This is a genomic window from Streptomyces malaysiensis subsp. samsunensis (genome assembly GCF_024519315.1).
Lineage (GTDB): Bacteria > Actinomycetota > Actinomycetes > Streptomycetales > Streptomycetaceae > Streptomyces > Streptomyces malaysiensis.
Genome location: NZ_JANIIC010000064.1, coordinates 40,199 through 59,034, shown reverse-complemented (window position 1 = coordinate 59,034; position 18,836 = coordinate 40,199). Strand labels below are relative to the sequence as shown.

Genomic DNA, 18,836 nt, shown 5'->3' with positions numbered 1-18,836 from the left:
TTCGCTCACCGGTCGCTGTCCCTGGCGAAGAAGGCCGCCGCTGAGATATGAATCCACGCTCGAGCAGGCAGGTGGAAGCGCCCCGCGACAGTCGGCCGACGCTTGTGCTCAGGGGGCGGGCTCTGTGGTGACGCGCAGCCCGAGATCTTCCAGTTGGGCGATGAGCCGTCGGGCCCGGTGTTCGGGTGAGAATCGGCGGTGGGCCCAGTCGGCGCCCAAGTCTCGGTAGGGCACGTGGTCGTGGACGATGTGCCAGTAGGCGATGATGATGTCGTGCCGGGTGGCGCCGATGGCCTTGAAGCGTCCGGCCCGGCCCTTGATCTGAGCATGGTGGGCGGCCAGATAGGTGCCTTTGGTGCGGGCGGCTCCCCAGGCCGCTTCGGTGAGGGCCTGCTTGAGCCAGCGTGATCCCGGACGGGTGCGGCCGGGGCGGCGTTTGCCGCCCGAGGCGTTGTTGCCCGGGCAGATGCCGGCCCACGAGGCCAGGTGGCCGGCCGTGGGGAAGATGTCCATGTCGAGCCCGATCTCGGCGATGAGGACCTGGACGTTCTTCGGCCCGACACCGGGAATCGTGCAGATCAGCTCGACGAGATCGGCGTGCGGCGTCAGACGCCGGGTGATCTCGGCGTCCAGCTCGGCGACCGCTGCATCGAGGGAGTCGATATGGTCCAGCAAGCGCCGGGCCAGGACGCCATGGTGCTCGATACGGAAGCGGTGCGCGAGTGCCTCCACGAGCTGGTCGTGCTTGGAGCGCAGGCGGCCCTTGGCCAGACCTGCCAGCACTTTGGGGTCATGCTCCCCGCTGATCAGCGCCTCCAGCATGGCACGGGCCGATTTGGAGTACGCCTGTGAGGCGACCGAGGTGAGCTTGATCCCGGCGTCCTGGAGGACCTTCTCCAGGCGCTGCACCATCCGGGTCCGCTCTTGTGTCGCTGCCGCGCGAGTCCGGGTCAGGTCGCGCAGGTCCCGCATCTCCGGTGGCGGCACGAACGAGGGCCGCACCAGGCCGTGTTCCAGGAGTTGGGCGATCCAGGCGGAGTCGGCCACGTCAGTCTTGCGGCCGGGCACGTTGTGCATGTGCGCGGCGTTCAACAGCCAGCAGGTCAGGCGGTCTTCCAGCGCGGCGAACACCGGTTTCCAGTAGATTCCGGTGGCTTCCATGCCCACGAGTTCGACCTGCTCTACCACCAGCCAGTCCTCGAGCTCGGCCAGCCCCCGCAACGTCGTGGCGATGGTCCGTGTCTCCTGATGTCGGCTGCCCCGGCGCTTCCCCGGCGACCTGACGGTGGCCACCGCTGTGTCCCGGTGCACGTCCAGGCCCGCGCAGCGAGCCACGATCACATCCACCAATCCGCCCTCCTCGCGCACACGGTGCCGCCCGAGAGGGGGCCTACTGGTTGAAGAGTCTGAGATTCGCGCTCGTGGCAGCAGTCAACGATCCCTCAAGCCCCAGCGTCATACTTTTTTGCGGACTCGCAGTACCACACCGCACCGACGTCAGCCGGACGGCACCACCTGCATGATCGAGGTGGCGCGGGACTGGCGGGCAGTGGCGTCGCCGGAGCGTTTACCCAGACCAAGCGGACAGCAGGGAGCGAACCCCTGATTCTCATCCCGCCACGGTGACGCCGCGCAGCGGCGCCATGAATACTTTTTTCAAGATCTCGATCGTCTTCTGCTGCTCGGCGTTCTGCCTGCGCAGCCGCCTCAGCTCCTCGCGCTCCGCGCTCGTCAGTTCGCCCGACGTGCCCCCGCCCCGGTCGATCCGGTCACGCTTCACCCAGCCACGCAGACTCTCCGGGCTCACGCCCAGATCCCGCGCGACCTCGGTGATCGTCTTGTCGGAGGAGCGGGCCAACGTGATCGCGTCCCGCTTGAACTCCTCCGAATACCGCTTCGAGTACTGACTACCCACCTGGCACTACTTCCTCTGGAACCTCACGTCCCAGTTTCCAGGTGTCCAGTCACAAGGGGAAGCTTCACCTCGCACCTGACCGCCGAGATCTACGGCAAGAGCCGTGCGGTAGTGGACCGCCGGATGCTGGAGCGGGCCTGCGCACGGTTGATGGGGCCGCTGTGACCGGCGCTTCCGGGCCGGGAGAGGGCGCTTCCCGTTCCGGCGTGCGCGAGGACGGTCCGGACGCGCGGGGAGGCCTGCCTTCTTCCTCCCTGTCGGCGCTGCGCGGTCCTGCCGTGCGCCGGCTGCTCGCCCTGCGGCAGGAACAGAAATTGACCTCCCGTCATGTACGGCTGCGTTGGAGGTGACGGAGCGCACGGTGTGGCGGTGGCTGGCCGCCGCCGAGCGCGACGAGTCCGCGGCCGCGGAGCCTGGGGCACGGGCCCAGAGCAGGGACCGCTTCACCGTCACCTCGGAGGTGCGCCGCCTGCTGGCCTTGTGGAAGGGCAACGTCGCGGCGGCCCATCGTGAGCTGGCTGCTCGCGCGGCCGGGGGTGAGGGAGAGCCGCCTCCGTCGATTCCGACGCTGCACCGGGCGATCCAGCGGGACCTGACGCCGGGGGAGCGGGCCGGACTTGCGAAAGGCGAGCGGGCGGCGCGCAAACACGATGTGTTCCTGGCCCGGCCGCGGGGCTGGCGCAACCAGGCATGGGAGACCGACCACATGCAGGCCCCGGTGCTGGTCGATGTCAACGGAAAGCCCCGCAGGCCGTGGATCACCTGGTTCACCGACTGCGCCACCAACGCGATCACCGGCGTCGCGGTCACGCCGGTGCATCCGTCGCGGGAGTCGGTGCTGGCCGCGCTGCGCTCCGCAGTCCTGCGCGCGGACCCTTACGGCCCGTTCGGCGGCCTGCCCCAAAAGGTGCGGGTGGACCGCGGCAAGGACTTCCTGTCCCGGACGGTGACCGCCGCGTTCGATCTTCTGGACGTGACGGTGGAGAACCTGCCCGCCTACACCCCCCATCTCAAGGGCACGGTGGAGGGGTTGAACCGGGCGGTGGAGAGCATGTTCCTGGCCGCGCTGCCCGGCTATGCCCGCCAGCCGCGTCCCGGCAAACGGGTTTCCCGCCCAAAGGACGAAGTGCTGCTCGGCTTCGAGGACTTCACCGGCCGGCTGGCCTGGACTTCGTGGTGGAACACCGAGTATCACCCCGCGCCCTTGCGGGGCAGGACTCCGCTTGAGGCGTGGCAGGACGATCCCACCCCGCTGCGGGACGTGCCCGCGGCAGATCTGTGGACGTTCACCCTGGAGGACGCCGGCACTCGCACGTTGACCACCCGCGGAGTCCGTTTCAGGAAACGCGACTACGTGAGCGCGTGGATGACCGGTCAGGCCGGCATCCAGGTCTGGGTCCGTTTCATGCCCCACCCCCACCATGATCACCGGATCGAGGTCTACCACGCGGCCACCGGCCGTTACCTGGGGTCTGCGGAGCTGGCCGATCAGGCCACCGAGGAACAGGTCAGCGCCGTACGTAGAGCGCGGGCCGCTCGCTCCCGCCGTCTGAAGAAGGACCTGGAGGCTTCCCAGCGCGAGCGCTACGCCGCCGTGAACCAGCCCGAGGCGCCCCGGCGGCTCGGCGCGCTGACCACCGCGCAGGCCAAGGCCGAACTCGCCTAGTCCGCCGGCACCGCCCTGTCGGATCTGGCGATGCCGGACCTCATTCCGCCCGCCGCGCCCCCGGCCGACTGGCGTACCCCGCCTCCCCTCGTTACCCGGACCGCGCCTGGCCGGCCTCCTCCCGTTCCGTCCGAACCTGCCCCCGGGCGCCCGCCCGGACCGGCCGAACAGACCACTGAAGACGGAGACGCCTCGTGACCGCGGCCACCTACCAGTACGTCGACCTGCCCGATGCGTCGGTGGTCACCACCCGGGCCCTGCTCACCGCCCGGGACAACATCACCGACACGGTCGCCGCCCGCGCGATGATGTGCATCCACGGCGGCGCCGGCTTCGGCAAGACCCTCGCCGTCAACATTTGCTTGCGCGCACTCGAACCGCACGAGGACGTCCGCAAGATCACCTTCCGGGCCCGGCCCACCGCCCGCGCGGTGCGCTACGAGCTGTTCACCGCGCTCGACCTGGCCGGCGAACCGCCGCGCCACCCCAGCGAGTTCGACCGCCTGCTGAAAACCGCGCTGGCCGAACGCCCCCGCACCTTCCTCGTCGATGAGGCCCAGTGGCTCAACGGAGAGGCGTTCGAATACTTCCGCTACCTGTCGGACGAACCCTCAACCCAGCTCGCGATCATCTTCGTCGGCGGCGAGGGCTGCCACACCGTGCTGCGCCGCGAACCGATGCTGTCCTCCCGCATCTTCATCTGGCAGCACTTCACCCGCCTCAACCCCGAAGACGTCCTCGACGTCATCCCTTTGTTCCACCCGGTCTGGGCCGATGCCGACCCCGACGACATCACCTTCGCCGACAGCCACGCAGCCCACGGCAACTTCCGCGCCTGGGCTCAGCTGACCGCCCACACCCGCACCGCCCTGGCCCGCACCGGCCGCGCCCGCGTCGACCAGGAGCTGCTGCGCTGGGCCTTCAGCCGCCTTGCCTGACCACCTGCACCGCCCATGCCTCCCGCCCCGCCGCTGCCGTCCGTCACCGTGGTTCTCGACCGTCACGACGACGCGCTGCACACGCACACTGCCCTGGCCGCCCACCATCCGCCGTTCGGCCGGATCACCCCGCACCCCGGTCCGGGCACCACGAGCGAGACCGGCCTCGCCCACGACCTTCTCGCCGCTCTGGGCAAGCCGCCCCTGCTCCCGGGCCGCTTTCCCGCCGGCCGTCAGCCCGCCTGGGAAGCCGCTGCCGCCTGGATGACCGCCCTGCCCGTCACCCGGCTGACCGCCCTGCGCGCCCACCGCCTCACCACCCGCCGCACGATGCGCCTGCTGCAGCTACAGGCCCTCACCGGTATCCACCCGACCCTGGTCTGCCACCGCCCTCACCTTCCCGCCGCTCTGCACCAGGCCCTGCGGACGGCCGACTACTCCCTCACCGCCGACTTCGAGGCAGCCCGCCGCCACTACTACGGCACACCTATCGCCGAATCCCCGGCCGCAGACGAGCCCACCGAGCCGGCCAGCCGATGGCTCACCCTGCCCGCACTGGACCGCCTCGTCTCCTACGACAGTCCCCGCCCCTGCACCGACCCGCGCACGCCACCCCCGATCGCCTGGCGGCACCGCCCACCGCCCGCGCCTCTCACCGCGCCCACCGCGCAGCGAGTCGCCCACCGGCTGCACACGGCGACCGCACACCCTCGCCTGGCTGCGGCCGTCGCCGCCGCACTGATCACCGGCGCCTCCCTCCAGCAACTCGCCACCGCCCGCCCCCGCGACTACGACGACGCTGCGGCCACGCTCGCCCTGCACGACCGCGCCCGCTACACCGACGGCTGCGCCGCCTACCCCGTACCGCCCTGGGCAGGCATCTTCCTGCGGGCCGCGGCCTGCTTCACCCGACTCGTCTCCGGTGAGGACCAGGAACTGCTCGCCGCGCCAGGTGACCGTGCGCACCTGCTGGGCGTTGCGGAGACGGCCAGACTGCGCCCGCCCCAGCCGCCCGCGGCCCGCCGCCAAGGCCCGGTCGGGCGTGTGGAGTGGGACTGGCGCGAGCGGCAGGAAGCTGAGAGGTACAAAGCGGTGCCGGCCAGTCGCGTCAGGCTCTCGCTACGCTGAACACCCTGACGCGTTCGCTCGACAGGGCAGACTCAGCCGATCGAGAAGTCGGCGAACTCGACGTCGCTGAAAGCGACGTGCAGACCGTGGGCCCGGCGGCCCCATTCGCGAAAGTAGGCATGCCCCAGCGCACGGGCGAGTATCACCGTCTGCTGCTGCTCGCCCGCGCCGGCATCCCGAGCGGCGAACAGCTCCCGGGCCACCTCTCCCGGCAGGTCCTGGGCGATCCATCGCACCCGCGGATCGTCCGAAGACCCTGCTGGCGCGGCGAACCCGAATCGCGCCCTCGTGTGGAAGACGAACCCGTTAGCTTCGGCCTGTGCATGCCGACGGGCCCGTATCCGGGGCTGCCATCGGGCCAGGACCGCTTCCTCGATCGCCCGGAGCTGTATCGGACCCGGCGGACGACGCGCTCCTGGCTTCTTCGTCACCCACCGCTGCACAGTGCGCTGCGACACCCCCAGCACGGCGGCGACCCTCCAGGTGGAACCCCGGTGCGCCGCTAGCAAAAATCGCAGGCGTGCCTCGGTGCTTGAAGGAACGGGTCGGGTGCGCAACGCCCGCTCCAATCCCTGCTCGATCTGTCCCACGTCCGTCTCTCCAAGCGGCCAGCCGACAGGGCCAGCACCCCGCAGTCCGTAGCGTCAGTTCTGCCACGTCATCTGCCCCCGCCTGCCAGTTTCTGCATTCTCGGGACAGCGCCGGCTGACGCAGGCTACGAGCCCTTGGGCGAGCACCGGCGACAAGCTGGCGGCGCGGGTCACGACGGACGTCGCCGGCATCCCGGTGTTGTCCTTCTGGTATCGAGCCCCCCTGAGGCGGGAGAGTTCCGCCGACTACGCCTCGACCGCGACGCCGTCCGGCACGCACATGAGCCGAACGACCCGTACGAGGACAACGCCACCGCCTTCACTGACGAAGGGAAGAGCCGACGGCCGAGCCGGTATCCTGCCCGCAGGGCTGACGCCCTGGGCTTCGCCGACGCCCACACCGCACCCGGACACCCACACTGCCCGGCACACTGGTGGAAGGTCTTCCGGGATCAACGGACCGCTTGACGAACACCTTGAGGATCCATCGAGCCGGGGTTGCCGTGTGGGGGCGAGGACCCGGTGCCGAGAGGACCCGTCCATGACCAAACGCACTACCGAGCAGCAGCGCGCCCGCGAACTCCAGTGCACCGCACGCGAGCAGGGCACACACCTCAGCTACCACGAAGCCCTCAACTGGGTACGCGCCACCGCCGAGGCGCAGGCTGAGAACCCAGATGAGATCGTTGTCTTCGCACCGCACGCGGCCTGCATCATGATCTTCGACGCGGACGAGGACCCCGAGTACATCCGCGACTCGATCACGCCGATTCCCGCAGCCGAAGTCGAGCTCGCCAACGAGCTGCTCCAGCGGAGAAACGCTCTGATGCGCGACCACTCCAAGGCGCAGCTCGTAGCCATGATCCGCAGTAGGTGGGGTGTTCCGATCGCGGATCTCGTGCGCTCCACCAAGCAGGAGCTCGCCAACGATCTTGTGGACGGCGAGGACAGCCGCGAGCGCTACGAGGCGTACGGGCGAGTGGCGCTGATCAACGGCAGACCGGCGCGCGACTCACGACCTCTTTGCGGAGGCGTCGGCTGCTGCGGCCACGACAGCGCGACACCCTGGCCGGAAACCCGCGCGCGCTTCCGTGCCCAAGGGCCCTGCATCGACGCACAGTAGCCTGAGAGGCTTCTACGCCCTCGCCCATTTCAGTCCGAGGGCGGCCAGTGCGGCGCGTTGCGGCTCGGTGAGCTTGTCCCGCCTGGATTTGGTGTTGCTCATGAACACCCCTAGCCGAACGCTCACCGCGGTGTCGTGGCCGTTGATTGTGATCTCCTCTATGTGGCCTCTGGGGATGCGGTGGTGTCCTTCGCGTGCGATGTACTGTGCGAGAGCTGCCACGCTTCGATGGAAGGCCGCTGACAGCTTCCCCGCTGCTTTCTGGCCGCTGTGGGCCGCGGGGGCGGGTCGTTCTGCGGGTGTCATGCCCAGTGCGGTCAGCCGCTGCTGTTGCTCGTTGGACAGGCCCGTCCAGTTGTTTGCTTGCTGCTGGAGCCACTGCCCAAGGTCGTCGCCTTCGAATAGTACGCCGGGTGCGATGTGGGGTAGGTGGCCGCCGGGTTCGTCTTCGGCGAGCTGGGCGAGGATGCGGTACTGGCGTTGCCAGTCCAGGGGCCAGGGGCAGTCCCAGTCGGGATCGATCGCGGTGAGTTGCGCGGCGCGGGTCTCGGCCCGCTTGGGGTTCTTGCCCAGGCCGTTCTTTCTGCGGATGTTGGCTACTTGCTGGCCGATGGGCTGGGTGTCGGTATCGGTTTCGCCCCAGAGGGCGTCCTGCCGTGGGGCGAGGTGTCCGTGGGCGCGGCGGTAGGAGCGGAAGAGGGCCAGTTTGGCTTCCCAGGCTTCTTCTCCGGGTTCCCACACCATGCCGTCCTCGTCCAGGAGCTCGCGGCGCCAGGCGTCGAGATCCCCGGCGCGGGCCGCGCGGCGCTGCTGGGCCTCCCAGCGCCCGACCGGTAACCGGCCCCCGCCGACGGCTACGGCTGTTTCCGTGTCGTAGGGGGTCGGGTGGAGTCCGGTGATGCCGTTCTCTTCCCGCCAGCGCCGTCTGGCCTGGTATCCCTCGAGCCATACCAGGGACTCCGGGCGGTAGATCCGGGTGCGCAGGAACGCGGCGATGGTCGCCGGGTCGCGTGGGCTGGAGAAGTGCAGCAGTGCGGACTCGGCAGTACCGTCGGTGCCCTCCTTGTCCTCTCGGCCCTCACCGCCGCCCTCGACCTGGCTGCTGGCGCCGACGATCCGGCCCTGTGTGTCGCGGTGGATGTGCACGCGCCGCTGCTGGTGGCTGCGGGTGAGGGCGTGGGAGGCGAGCTGTTCGACCAGTTGTTCGGAGTGTGAGCGAAGGCCCTGGAGCACCGCGACCAGGGGGCGGAACGAGGCGCTGGCGACCATGTCTTCCGGGTTCTCGCCGGGCTCGAGGAAGACCGGCACGATGATCCGTGCGACCTTGGTGGAGCCGTCCGGGTTCGGCCGGAGCGCGCGGCCGATGTTCTGGACGATCTCGACCTGGGAGCCGCGGGTGTCGGCGAAGCAGACGGCCTCCACACCCCGTGTGCCGACGATGTCGACGCCCTGACCGAGCACGCGAACGCTGGCGAGGAAGGCCCGGTGCACCCGGCGGCCGGATGCGTCGACGCCATTGGCGAACTGGCGGATGGCCTCACGCCGCTCGGCCACCAGGTGGTCGCCGCACAGCCACGCGGACCATACCCGGTCCGGGGGTACGTGACGGCCTGCCTCCAGCTCGTAGAACTCCGCGTCGATCGACGACTCCGGCAGCCGCTCGGCCTCGGACAGGGCCTGCTCGGACGCCTCGGTGGCGTACAGCTCGGCCGCCGTCTTGGGCAGCTTCTCCGCGAACGCCGCCGCCTCTTCCACCCGCTGGTGGAACGTCATCACCGTCTTCAGGTTCCACCTCGCCGCGTGCTCCAGCAACGCGGCCTGCAACAGCGCCAGCCGACGCCCGCGCAGCGCCTCCTCCGACAGTCCCAGGACCGGCTTAGGGTCGCGGTGTCGCGGTTCGTTCGTTCTGATCGGCATCTGGGGTGTTGAACTGGGCTGATCAGTTGGCTGGTTGGGTCCGGCGGTGTGGTGTGTGCTGGCGAGATGCTTGGTGTTGTTTGCGGGTCGGGCCTGGGCGGGCCTGTGGACTGCGGGTTTCCTGCTCTGCGTTGGTCTTGTTGGTGTTGATCAGATCTGTTGGTTGGTCGGTCAGGTTCGCTGGGTGGCTGTTGTAGCGGCATAGGGGTGTGGGGCTGTGGATGCCGATGGTGCCCATCAGGTGTTGTTGGTGGGGGTGGAGCTGTTCCCAGGTTCGTTGCTGGGTGCGGATCCACTTGGTGGTGTTGTTGGGGAAGGACTGAGCCGTGCTGTGGTGGGCGTGGGCTTGGTGCCAGCTGTGGTTCCAGGTGGCGCGCCAGGGCGGGTTCCACCACGGGTCGAGCGCGGCGAGGTGGTCGTGGTGGGGCCAGGGCTGGCCGGTTCGTTTCAGGTGGGTGTAGGCGGCTCGGCGTTGTTTGTACAGCCACCATCCGAGGGGGAAGCCGTCGTGTTCGGTGCGGTAGCCGGCTGAGGTGAGGTTGCCGTGCTGGGCGGCCCAGGACCGGGCGTAGGGCAGGCCAACGGCGATGGACGAGGGCGAGTTCTTCAGACGGGGGCGGGCCGGACGGGATGGCTGGGGAGGTTTCGGCGGTGGGGCCAGGGCGCGGGCGCGTTCAGCGGTCAAGCCCATGCCGGCCAGTAGCTGGCGCTGCTCATGGTCGAGGCTGTCGTAGCTGGCGCATTGCGTGAACAGCCATTTCGAGGTGACTGTGGGCAGGGCGTCGAGGTCGGTAGTGGTGGCCAGGGGCCGGCCGGTGGTGTGGGTGCGCGCGGTTCGAAAGGCTTGCTGCCAGCGCGGTGTCCAGGGTGGGTTCCACCAGGGGTCGAGTGCGGCCAGGGCCTGTGCGCGGTCCTCGGGCAGCCGTCCGCGGGCGGCGCGTTTGCGTTGGTGGGCGAGCCATGTGCCGAGCGGGTAGCCGTCGTGGCGGGTGTCTCCGGTGACTGTGAGGTGTCCGTGCTGGGCGGCCCAGGCTTGGGCGTGGGCGAGGCCGGCTGTGAAGGCTGCGGCTTGGGGGATGCGGCGGGGCTGGGCGGTGCGGGCGCTTTGAGCGGTGAGGCCCAGGTCGGCGAGTAGCTGCTGCTGGTGGGGGTGGAGCTTGTCGTAGACGGTGCACTGGTTGTACAGCCACTGTCCGGTCCAGTCCGGTGTGCCGGGGAAGCCCTTGTTCGGGGCGAGGGCGTGGTCGGGGGTGAGCTGTGCGCGGGCGGCCTGGTAGCGGCGCTGCCATTTCATGCCCCAGGGTGGGTTCCAGTACGGGTCGATGCGGGCGAGGGCCTCTTCGTGTGGCCAGGGGGTGTCGAAGAGTTCGCGGTGGAGGTTGGCCTGGTGCCGTTGTCGGACCAGCCAGCGGCCGAGGGGGAAACCGGCGTGGTGGGTGGTGCGGGAGAGGTCGAGGGTGCCGTGTTCGGCTGCCCAGGTGCGGGCGTAGTGCAGGCCGGTCTCCATGGCCGGGTGTCGGGTGGCCGGGTTGGGCACGGCGGTGGCGGCGAGGGGTTTGGTGAGGCCGAGGTGGGCGAGGAGGTGCTGTTGGCCGGGCTGGAGGGCGGTGTAGTTGATGCACTGGGTATACAGCCACTGCCCGGTGAGGTCGTCGAAGTTACGGAATCCGGCTTCGGGATCGAGGAGACTGCCCGAGGCGACGGCGGCGTGGGCGATGTGGTGCTCGCGTTGCCAGTCGGTGGGCCAGGGCGGGTTCCACCGGGAGTCGATGTCGGTCAGTGCCTGGTCGAGTGCGGGGTCGAGTTGGCCGCGTCGTGCGCGTACTCGCTGGCTGTGCAGCCATTTGCCGATGGGGAAGCCGTTCTGGCGTGCGGAGGTGGGGGCGCACAGGTGGCCATGTTCGTTTCCGTAGGCGCGGGCGTGGTCCACAGCGGTGCGCCGGGCTGCCTTGAGATTCCGGCGCCTGGGCGCTGCGCCACGCGCTCGTTCCTGCGTGATGCCGAGTTCGGCGAGGAGTCGCTGCTGTCCGGGGTGGAGGCTGCTGTAGCTGGTGCACTGCTCGTAGAGCCAGGTGCCGAGATTTTCCGTGGTGCCGGGGAATCCGCGTTCGGGGGTGAGCGGCTGTCCGGTCTGCGCCAGTGCCTTGGCGCGGTGGTAGATGCGCTGCCACCACAGGTTCCAGGGCGGGTTCCACCACGGGTCGAGGGTGTCGAGGGCGGCGGCGCGTTCGGGAGCGAGCTCGGGTCCTGCGGCGCGCTGGTTGGCGAGCCACAGGCCGACGGCGAATCCGTCGACCCGCACCGTGTTGGGCGCGCACAGGTGGCCGTGCTCGGCGGCATAGGCACGGGCATGGCGCAGTCCACGCGCGAACCCCTGGGCAGCGTCTTCGGCGCTGTCTGGGAGCGGCGCAGGCTCGGGCTGCACAGGTGTCCCGCCCCGGTCACTGCTTTCCGCCAGGAGCTGGGAAACCGAGGTGGGCCGGTGGGGTGGGGAGACGCGCCACATGCTGCGCGTTTTCGGTTTGTGCCCGGCACGGGTGCGGACACAGGCGCGCACCCAGGCGTTCAGCGGCCCAGTTGTGACCACACTGAGGCGACCGGCGATCCACGGCCGCTCAAGACGCTGGGCCAGTTCGTCGACGAGGTGGGGGACATCGGCGAGCGAGTGCGGCTGATGCCGGCCCGCCTCGTCGAGCAGTCGCTGCTGTACGCCCGTATCGGCCAGGGCCGCGGCCAGCGTGACGGCTTCGGGATAGGTGACCGCATCCCGCGCCGCGGTACGCCGTGCGAGGCCGTTGCCCGCGGCCATCAGCCGCAGCCGGTCGGGCCAGATGGTCTCTTCCGGCCAGGGCTCGTCCCACCATGAGGCGAGAATCGCTTGCGCCGTAGTGAACGCTTCGGCCGCGTGCGGGCAGCGCCGCAGCAGCCGTGCGTGACGGCGCTGGGCCGCTGCGATCTGCGGCACGTGCCGCAGATTCAGCTGCCCGGGCCCGACCGTCGCTCCGTCGACGACGGGTGCTTCCAGCATCCAGCACTGGTGTTTGACGCAGACCCGTGCGTGTGGTGGGAGGTAACGGCGTGCTGTATCCCGGCCCTGTGTGGCCCTCGCGGTGCAGGCCCGGCACCCGGGGCCGGTCGGCGGGATGGTGGCTGCGGTGCGGACCCAGGCGGCCGGCCCGCTCCCGAGCCTGCTCGAGGGGACTTCCCGGCTCCAGGCTGGCAGGGCATGGTGCAGGTGTTCTTCGGACATGCGGCAGAAGGCGGTGACCACCGCCCTGGCCTCGGCGTTGAAGACGACTTCGCCGTCGGGCCGCACCGTGAAGAGGTTGGGGCGTCGTCCCACGTCCACGAGTGCGCCGATGAGTTCTTTGGCCGTGAGCCGGTAGCGGGAGGCGACTCGGCTCATGTAGGACAGCGTCGTCTCGCCGTGCAGCGGCGCTACCCGTACCGCGCCCCAAGCCCCTGTGTGCCCGGAAAGTTCGGGCTGCTCGCGCTGTGGTGGCTGCGCCTGCTGTCCGCTGGTGGTCTTCGTCACCGCCGCTCCGACCTCCGTCAGGATCCCGCGTTGTGGCTGCGTGGGCGCGGGAGGCGTTTTCGGGGCGGGCGGGCTTGTTGTTCGGCGCGGATGTCGAGCTGGATGCCGGCCAGGAGCTTCTTGGTGATCTTTTCGCTGCCGTCGAGCAGGGCGGTCAGGGCGGCTTCGCGGATGAGGTGGGAGAGGCTGCCCATGACGCCGCCGGTGCGCTGGTGGAGGTAGTCGGCGTGCCGCGCCAGGGTGTGCGGGGTGTGGTGGCGCAGGCGCAGGGCTTGCTCCATGTCGGTGACCAGACCACGCCAGATCTCGCGTTGCTCGTCGGTGGCGCAGGGCAGCGCGGTGTTGCGGACCAGGGTGAATCGGCCGGCGAGCTGGGCGCCACGCGGTCAGGTGAGCAGGGGAGAGGCTTCGACGTCGACGTCGACGTCGACGTCGACGCCGGCGTAGACGAAGGTGGCGGGGATGCGCTCGCCGAGGTGTTTCATCTGGTCGGAGGTCTCCGCGCCGGACCGGGTGCGGGTGTCGAGCAGGTGGACGTCGTCCACGAGGACCAGCTTCGTCTCCAGCAGGCACAGCAGATGGCAGACGGCGTCGGTGATCTGCGCCTGGTTCATGCGGGCCGCGATGGAGATGCCGAGGAACCGGGCGAATTCGCTGACCAGCATCTTGGGTGTGGAGGCCGGAGGGACGGCCAGGAAGACCACGGGCAGGCGGTCCGTGCGGCCGGGGTGCCGGCGCTGCTCGGCGAGTTCGAAGGTACGCCCCATTTCCAGCAGAGTGGTGGTCTTGCCGGTGGTGGGCGGTCCGGAGACGATCAGGCCGCGACGTGCGGTGCCCTGCTGGCGGCGGTTGAGGAGCATCAGGCGCCGCAGCGACAGGGAGATGCGTTCCATGGCCGGGGTGGTCAGCACCACGAACCGGGAGTGGTAGTCCAGCCGTTCCTCCAGCGACCAGTCCTCGTCCGCGGCCGGATGGGGCTGCAGCGGGGGAGTGGCGACGAACTGCTGCCAGCCGTCCCGCGTGGTCGGCGGCGCGTACGCCGCGGCCCTCGCTCCGTCATGAAGAGTGCTGTTGGCAGGGGTGTCTGTCACCACTGTGCTGCTTCCTGGTGGGCGTCATAGATCCGGGACGGGCGCGGAACGTGGGCGGGGGAGTCTGGCCGCTCGCCTCCGGCAGGCTCATCGGCGTCAGCGGGGCCGGGCAGCAGGCCGTCGTCCTCGTCCCAGCCGTCCTCGAATCCTGCCTCCCCTTCCTGATCCTCTTCCTCGATCGGGGCGAAAGCGCCCACCAGGCCGTAGGAGAGGGTCGGAGCCGCCACGGGGTCCGGGACCGCCTGCGGCACGGCCGGTCGGGCCAGGGACGCTGCGGCGCTGGCACGCGCCGCCACCGTCTGCTCGCGGCGAGTCCCGGCACCGTTACTCGCGCGCCGCAGGAGGCGGTCCAGGCACTGGGCGAGCTGCCGCTCGTGCTCGACGCGGTCGCCGCGGCGCTCGACTGCGGCACGGACGTGCTGCCAGGTGAAGTCGGTGAAGGGCAGGCTGACACAGCCGCGGTGGATCCACGGCACCTCCTCCCACCCGGTGGGCAGCCGCACCCAGATCTGATTGGGGTCGTAGGGGTTGTGGTGCACCTCCCATCTGCCGTCCGGCGCGCCCGACCGGTCCCCGCGATGCGGATTGAGGACCTTGTGGTCGTAGGTGCGGTAGTCGAAGCGGATGCCGTAGTCGTTGACGGCCACCCGCTTGACGGGCATGAGCTCGATGTAGTCGTCCGCGCTCAGCGGCACCGGGATATAGCCGGTGACTCCCACGAGCGCGCCCCACATCTCGTTCGGCGACAGGGCGATCTTCGGCGCCAGCGGATGGCGCAGCGACGCGTGCGGGCGGTACTGCCAGTCGGCGACGAGCCATTCATCCAGCAGGTCCTGCACCTGCGCAAGCGTCCAGCACGCCTCGTCCTCAACGCCCGTGCCGCGCCGGGTGACATCCGAGCCGCTGTAGCCGGCCACGTACTGGGAGAACCGGTCTCCGATGGTGCGGAACGTCCGCTCGACATGGCCCTTGGCCGGGCCGTTGGCCGGCGGCGCCGGCTGAACGGACACCCCCAGGTTCTCGCACGCGGCAATGAAGGAATGGGAGACAAACACCGCACCTTGGTCGACCACCACCGTCTCCGGCATGATCACCGGCCGGGCCGCTGCCCCTTCCAGCCGCGCATCCAACGACACCAACCGCTCATAGGGGATGACTGACCGGGACATCGCCAGCGCCATCTCCCACCCCGGGCGCATCCGCATGGGCGTAACCATCTGCGCCAGCAGCACCGCCGCATCCACCGATCTTGTGCCCACCGGACGCACCACCGCAGCACAGATACTGCGCGTTGCCACGTCCAACGCAATCGACAACTCAACCGAGCCCGTCACCCCGTCGGCGAGCACCACCAGCACATCCAGCGGCGTACTGTCCAGCATCACCAGCTCACCCGGCCGCAGGGCCACAGTCGGGGTGAACGGAGGAGCCGGCCGCGAGGTGCGCCGCCGCTGCTGCGCCGCCGACCCCAGCAGCCCATGGCCATCGGCGAGCGCGTGCACCAGCCGGTTGAACGTCGTCACCGGCGGCACCTCCACCACGCCCGGACCATGGGTTTCCTCCAGAACCCACCCGACCATGCGCCGCAGCCGGCTCAACGTGCCACTGGAGCGTTCCCGCTGCGCCTCCAGCACCTGAATGACCGCAGCGACCACACGCTCATCGGCCCGTCCCACCACAGAACGCCTACGCGCCGTGCGCTGGTCGACCAGCCCCCACAACCCCTTCTCGCGGTAACGGGCCCGCATCCGCCGCACGGTCACAGCACTCGTCGGCTGCCCCGCCGCGGTCAACTCCGCCGCCTTGGCCTCCTCCCGTTCCGCCACAGTCCGCTGCGCCGGATCGAACTCCGCCCGCGGCACACCGCCCTGCCCTGGCACAGGAAGACCCGTCTCCACCTCGCGCACGTGCCGCTCCCAGGCTTCAGCACGCTCGCGCGCCTGCACAGGCAGTTCCTCCAGGAGCCCGAACGGAGGCACCTGGCGGCGGGGCGCTCCAACGAGTTCGAAGCCAGGAGCAGCAAACAGATAGCTCACCAGCACCGTCGCCGTGGAGTTGTCCGAGCCGACCAGCCGGGCACGGGCCCCTTCGAGCATCACCACCGTCCAAGAGCGGTCCTCAAACCGCACCCGGCTCCCCACCTCAAGTACTGCCGTCGTCACGCAGACGCCCACTCGCCCGGGCCTGCTGTCACGGTCACCCGTTCATGCAAGGGCTCGTTCAGCGGGGCTGACAGTGTCCCGGTCCATAAGGCGTGGAAGAGGACCGGGAGGACCTTGATGCTGTCTCCGAGGGCACGTGCTCCTTCGATCAGCGGATGCGGACGGGCAAAGGCCCGCACCACCCGCTCCATGAGAACGGTGTCCCGGTAACGAGGGTGTCGATATCCCGACAGCCAGCCGAGGTTGGCAGCCACGACCGGTTCGGGAGGCGTGGCAACCCTGTACTGCCATCCCACCGCGCGAGCCGCCGCTGCCATGACGCCAGCGCGGTGTGCGAGCCGGGGCGAGATCGCCCCCCGCCCGGCGCAGTCGAGCAGCAGGCCCGTGCCGTCGCTGAGCCGCGCCATCAGATGCGGCGCATGCGACACCACGGTCCCATCGGACTCCTTCCAGGACAGCTCCACAGGGCGACATGCCATCGCCATCACGGAAGGATCATGGTCCAGCAGCATCACCTGGGTCCGCATGACACCCGACCCGTAGTGCACCAGCCGCCCGGTGGTAGCCGACCACCACCAGCCCGGCGCGAAACGGCGGCCAAGCCGTAGGGGAAACGGACGTACCGGGCCGCAGTCCTCCAAGCACACGACGCGAGCGGCCTCGCCCCACGGCATCCGCTGTTCTCCACCGTAGGGATCCAGGAAACGGGCGCTGTACAGACCGGGATCAGCAACCGCCCGGTGCGCTGAGGAGCCTTGCTGCCACACGCACCATCAACCGACGCGCATCCCATCAGGTAATGGCTACAAGGCGACCTGCTCCATCACACCCATTCCACGCCCAGTTCCCGCAGCGCGTCCAGCTGCTCGGTGGTGAGCTTGTTCCGCCTCGATTTGGTGTTCGAGACCCATACGCCCAGTTTCACGATCACCGGTTCCGTCTCGCCGTCGACCGTGATCTGTTCGCTGGCTCCGCGCGGCACCGGCCGGTCCGCGCCTTCCCGCTCCACCCACTGCGTGAGGGCCGCCAGGCCCCGCTGGAACGCCTGCTGCGCCTTGCCCTTCGCCGCACGCGCGGCCGCGGGGGCGGGAGAAGGGGCCTCAGGGCCCTTGATGCCCAGCGCGGTCAGCCGCTCCCGCTGCTCGGTCGACAGCTGTGCCCAGGTGCCCGGCTCCTGTTGCCGCCACCGCCACTTGCCCAGGTCGTCGCCGTTGAAGACGACGCCCGGCTTGATGTGGGGCAGGACGCCGTCGGCGTCGACGAGGTCGGCGAGGACGCGGTAGTGGCGTTGCCAGTCCAGCGGCCAGGGGCAGTTCCAGTCCGGGTCGATCGCGGTTAGCTGCGCCGCGCGTACGGCGGCCCGTTCCGGGTCCTTCCCGAGGCCGCCCTTCCGGCGCAGGTTCGCCAGATGCTGGCCGATCGGCACCATCGCCTCGACCTCGCCCCACACCGCGTCCTGCCGGGGCGCGAGGTGCCCGGTGGCCCGCCGGTAGGACCGCAGCGCGGCGAGCTTGGCCTCCCACGCTTCATCGCCCGGTTCCCACACCATCCCGGCCTCGTCCAGCAGCTCCTTGCGGTGGGAGTTGAGTTCTCCGGCCCGGTGCGCTTTTCGCTGCTGGTGCACCCACCTGCCCAGGGGAAAGTCCGTCGTGCCCACGGTCGCCTCGGTGTCGTAGGGGACGGCGTGCAGGCCGGTGATCTCGTTCTCGGCGCGCCAGCGCAGCAGGGCTTGGTAACCCTCCAGCCACACCAGGGACTCGGGTTTGATGACGCGGCAGCGGGTGAGTGCGGCGATGTCGGCGGCGTTCCGGGGCTGGGCGAAGTTGACCACGATCGAGGTGACGCGGTCCACCTCCTGCTGCGTCTCATCACCCGGTTCCTCCACCTCGCCGCTGCCGGTCCCTGCGGCACCGCGATCGGGACGGATGTGGAGACGGCGGCGCTCTGTGCCGCGGGTCAGGGCGCGGGAGGCGAGCTGCTCGACCATGCGTTCCGAGTGCGAGCGCAGGGCCTGGAGGATGTCGACCAGGGGCTGGTAGCTGGCAGAGGCGACCATGTCCTTGGGATCCTCGCCAGGGGTGAGGAAGACAGGGATGATGATCCGCGCGGTCTTCACGCTGCCGTCAGGGTTGGGCCGCAAGGCGCGTCCGATGTTCTGGACGATGTCGACCTGGGAGCTGCGGGAGCCGACGATGCATACCGCCTCTACCCCGCGCAGCCCGGTGATGTCGACCCCGACTCCGAGCGCACGCACGGACGCGAGGAACGCCCGGTGCACCCGCCGGTTCTCGGCGTTGATGCCATTGGCGAACTGGCGGATTACCTCACGCCGGTGAGCGATGGGGTGATCCCCGCATAGCCAGTCCGCCCACACCCGGTCCGGCGGGACATGACGACCGTCCTCCAGCTCGTACAGCTCGGCATCGATGGAGGAGGCAGGCAGCTCCTCCGCGTCGGCGAGAGCGGCCTCGGACGCCTCGGCCGCATACAGCTCGGCGGCGGTCGCTGGTGTGAGGTTCGGCCGTGATGTCGCTGGGATGTTCGGCGTTGTATGTCACTGACGTGTAGGTGTGTTCGCGCTGCTCAAGGGGCAGTTGATCGGTCGATCATGGTGACAGTTCCCCGAACATTGCAGTGACGTGAAGCCGTATCGGCCGGTGTCGTGTTCGCCGTGTCTCCTTTGTCTTCCTGGTCTTCACGGTGCCGTCTGGGCGTGCGGAGTGTGTCCGGCGGTTCCTGGCAGGTGCCGCGGGGGAGTGCGACGTCTGTGC

The 18,836-nt window shown here is 69.7% G+C and carries 11 protein-coding genes and 3 pseudogenes; 4 read left to right on the top strand and 10 right to left on the bottom strand.

Features of this window, described 5'->3' with window-relative positions; translation table 11 throughout:
* Nucleotides 1–108: 108 nt before the first annotated feature.
* Both NQU54_RS38890 and NQU54_RS38885 read right to left on the bottom strand, forming a co-directional pair.
* Nucleotides 109–1,347, bottom strand: coding sequence for an IS110 family RNA-guided transposase (locus NQU54_RS38890; protein ID WP_257635112.1), 1,239 nt, complete (start codon nt 1,345–1,347; stop codon nt 109–111).
* A gap of 262 nt (nt 1,348–1,609) precedes the next feature.
* The gene (locus NQU54_RS38885; protein WP_257635108.1) at nt 1,610–1,915 is read right to left on the bottom strand and encodes a transposase; all 306 of its coding nucleotides are present in this window, start codon (nt 1,913–1,915) and stop codon (nt 1,610–1,612) included.
* A gap of 278 nt (nt 1,916–2,193) precedes the next feature.
* Between NQU54_RS38885 and NQU54_RS38880 the strand changes: the two are divergent.
* The 3 genes and pseudogenes from NQU54_RS38880 (at nt 2,194) to NQU54_RS38870 (ending at nt 5,647) form a co-directional block, all read left to right on the top strand.
* Nucleotides 2,194–3,779, top strand: a pseudogene (locus NQU54_RS38880) (transposase).
* The gene (locus tag NQU54_RS38875) at nt 3,776–4,519 is read left to right on the top strand and encodes an AAA family ATPase (RefSeq protein ID WP_257635106.1); all 744 of its coding nucleotides are present in this window, start codon (nt 3,776–3,778) and stop codon (nt 4,517–4,519) included. Before NQU54_RS38880 ends, NQU54_RS38875 begins: the two are co-directional and overlap by 4 nt.
* A gap of 15 nt (nt 4,520–4,534) precedes the next feature.
* Entirely contained in the window at nt 4,535–5,647 is a 1,113-nt protein-coding gene (locus NQU54_RS38870; protein ID WP_257635105.1) for a hypothetical protein, read from the top strand.
* Nucleotides 5,648–5,679: 32 nt separating this feature from the next.
* On the opposite strand, the gene tpg is transcribed toward NQU54_RS38870, so the two are convergent.
* A complete protein-coding gene (gene tpg / locus NQU54_RS50595) occupies nt 5,680–6,237 on the bottom strand; it encodes a telomere-protecting terminal protein Tpg (protein WP_441005760.1) in 558 nt (185 codons plus the stop codon).
* Nucleotides 6,238–6,778: 541 nt separating this feature from the next.
* On the opposite strand from tpg, the gene NQU54_RS38860 reads away from it, so the two are divergent.
* Nucleotides 6,779–7,360 carry a hypothetical protein gene (locus NQU54_RS38860; protein WP_257635103.1) on the top strand — a complete coding sequence of 194 codons (582 nt, stop codon included), beginning with the start codon at nt 6,779–6,781 and terminating at the stop codon, nt 7,358–7,360.
* Between the two features lie 12 nt (nt 7,361–7,372).
* Here the strand turns inward: NQU54_RS38860 and NQU54_RS38855 are convergent.
* The 7 genes and pseudogenes from NQU54_RS38855 to NQU54_RS38830 form a co-directional block, all read right to left on the bottom strand.
* Nucleotides 7,373–9,247, bottom strand: a pseudogene (locus NQU54_RS38855) (helicase associated domain-containing protein); the annotation flags it as partial.
* 52 nt (nt 9,248–9,299) lie between these two features.
* Nucleotides 9,300–12,812 carry a helicase associated domain-containing protein gene (locus NQU54_RS38850; protein WP_257635102.1) on the bottom strand — a complete coding sequence of 1,171 codons (3,513 nt, stop codon included), beginning with the start codon at nt 12,810–12,812 and terminating at the stop codon, nt 9,300–9,302.
* Between the two features lie 17 nt (nt 12,813–12,829).
* Nucleotides 12,830–13,093 carry a hypothetical protein gene (locus NQU54_RS50590; protein ID WP_306279501.1) on the bottom strand — a complete coding sequence of 88 codons (264 nt, stop codon included), beginning with the start codon at nt 13,091–13,093 and terminating at the stop codon, nt 12,830–12,832.
* A 105-nt stretch (nt 13,094–13,198) separates the two neighbouring features.
* Nucleotides 13,199–13,903: a TniB family NTP-binding protein gene (locus NQU54_RS49525; RefSeq protein ID WP_308408530.1), complete on the bottom strand. Its 705-nt coding sequence runs from the start codon at nt 13,901–13,903 to the stop codon at nt 13,199–13,201.
* Nucleotides 13,900–15,999 (bottom strand): TnsB C-terminal domain-containing protein, encoded by a 2,100-nt coding sequence (locus NQU54_RS38840; RefSeq protein WP_257635111.1) that lies wholly within the window; start codon nt 15,997–15,999, stop codon nt 13,900–13,902. Before NQU54_RS38840 ends, NQU54_RS49525 begins: the two co-directional genes overlap by 4 nt.
* 62 nt (nt 16,000–16,061) lie before the next feature.
* Complete coding sequence (locus NQU54_RS38835; RefSeq protein WP_257635101.1) at nt 16,062–16,739, bottom strand: TnsA-like heteromeric transposase endonuclease subunit; 678 nt, start codon at nt 16,737–16,739, stop codon at nt 16,062–16,064.
* A 149-nt stretch (nt 16,740–16,888) separates the two neighbouring features.
* Nucleotides 16,889–18,574: pseudogene (locus NQU54_RS38830) on the bottom strand (helicase associated domain-containing protein); the annotation flags it as partial.
* Nucleotides 18,575–18,836 lie beyond the last annotated feature (262 nt).

What these genes read in the sequence shown, in the direction of transcription:
- NQU54_RS38870 (WP_257635105.1), top strand. Translation starts at nt 4,535, where the DNA reads ATGCCTCCCGCCCCGCCGCTGCCGTCCGTCACCGTGGTTCTCGACCGT.
- NQU54_RS38860 (WP_257635103.1), top strand. Translation starts at nt 6,779, where the DNA reads ATGACCAAACGCACTACCGAGCAGCAGCGCGCCCGCGAACTCCAGTGC.
- NQU54_RS50590 (WP_306279501.1), bottom strand. Translation starts at nt 13,093, where the DNA reads ATGGAGCAAGCCCTGCGCCTGCGCCACCACACCCCGCACACCCTGGCG.
- NQU54_RS38840 (WP_257635111.1), bottom strand. Translation starts at nt 15,999, where the DNA reads ATGCTCGAAGGGGCCCGTGCCCGGCTGGTCGGCTCGGACAACTCCACG.
- NQU54_RS38835 (WP_257635101.1), bottom strand. Translation starts at nt 16,739, where the DNA reads ATGCCGTGGGGCGAGGCCGCTCGCGTCGTGTGCTTGGAGGACTGCGGC.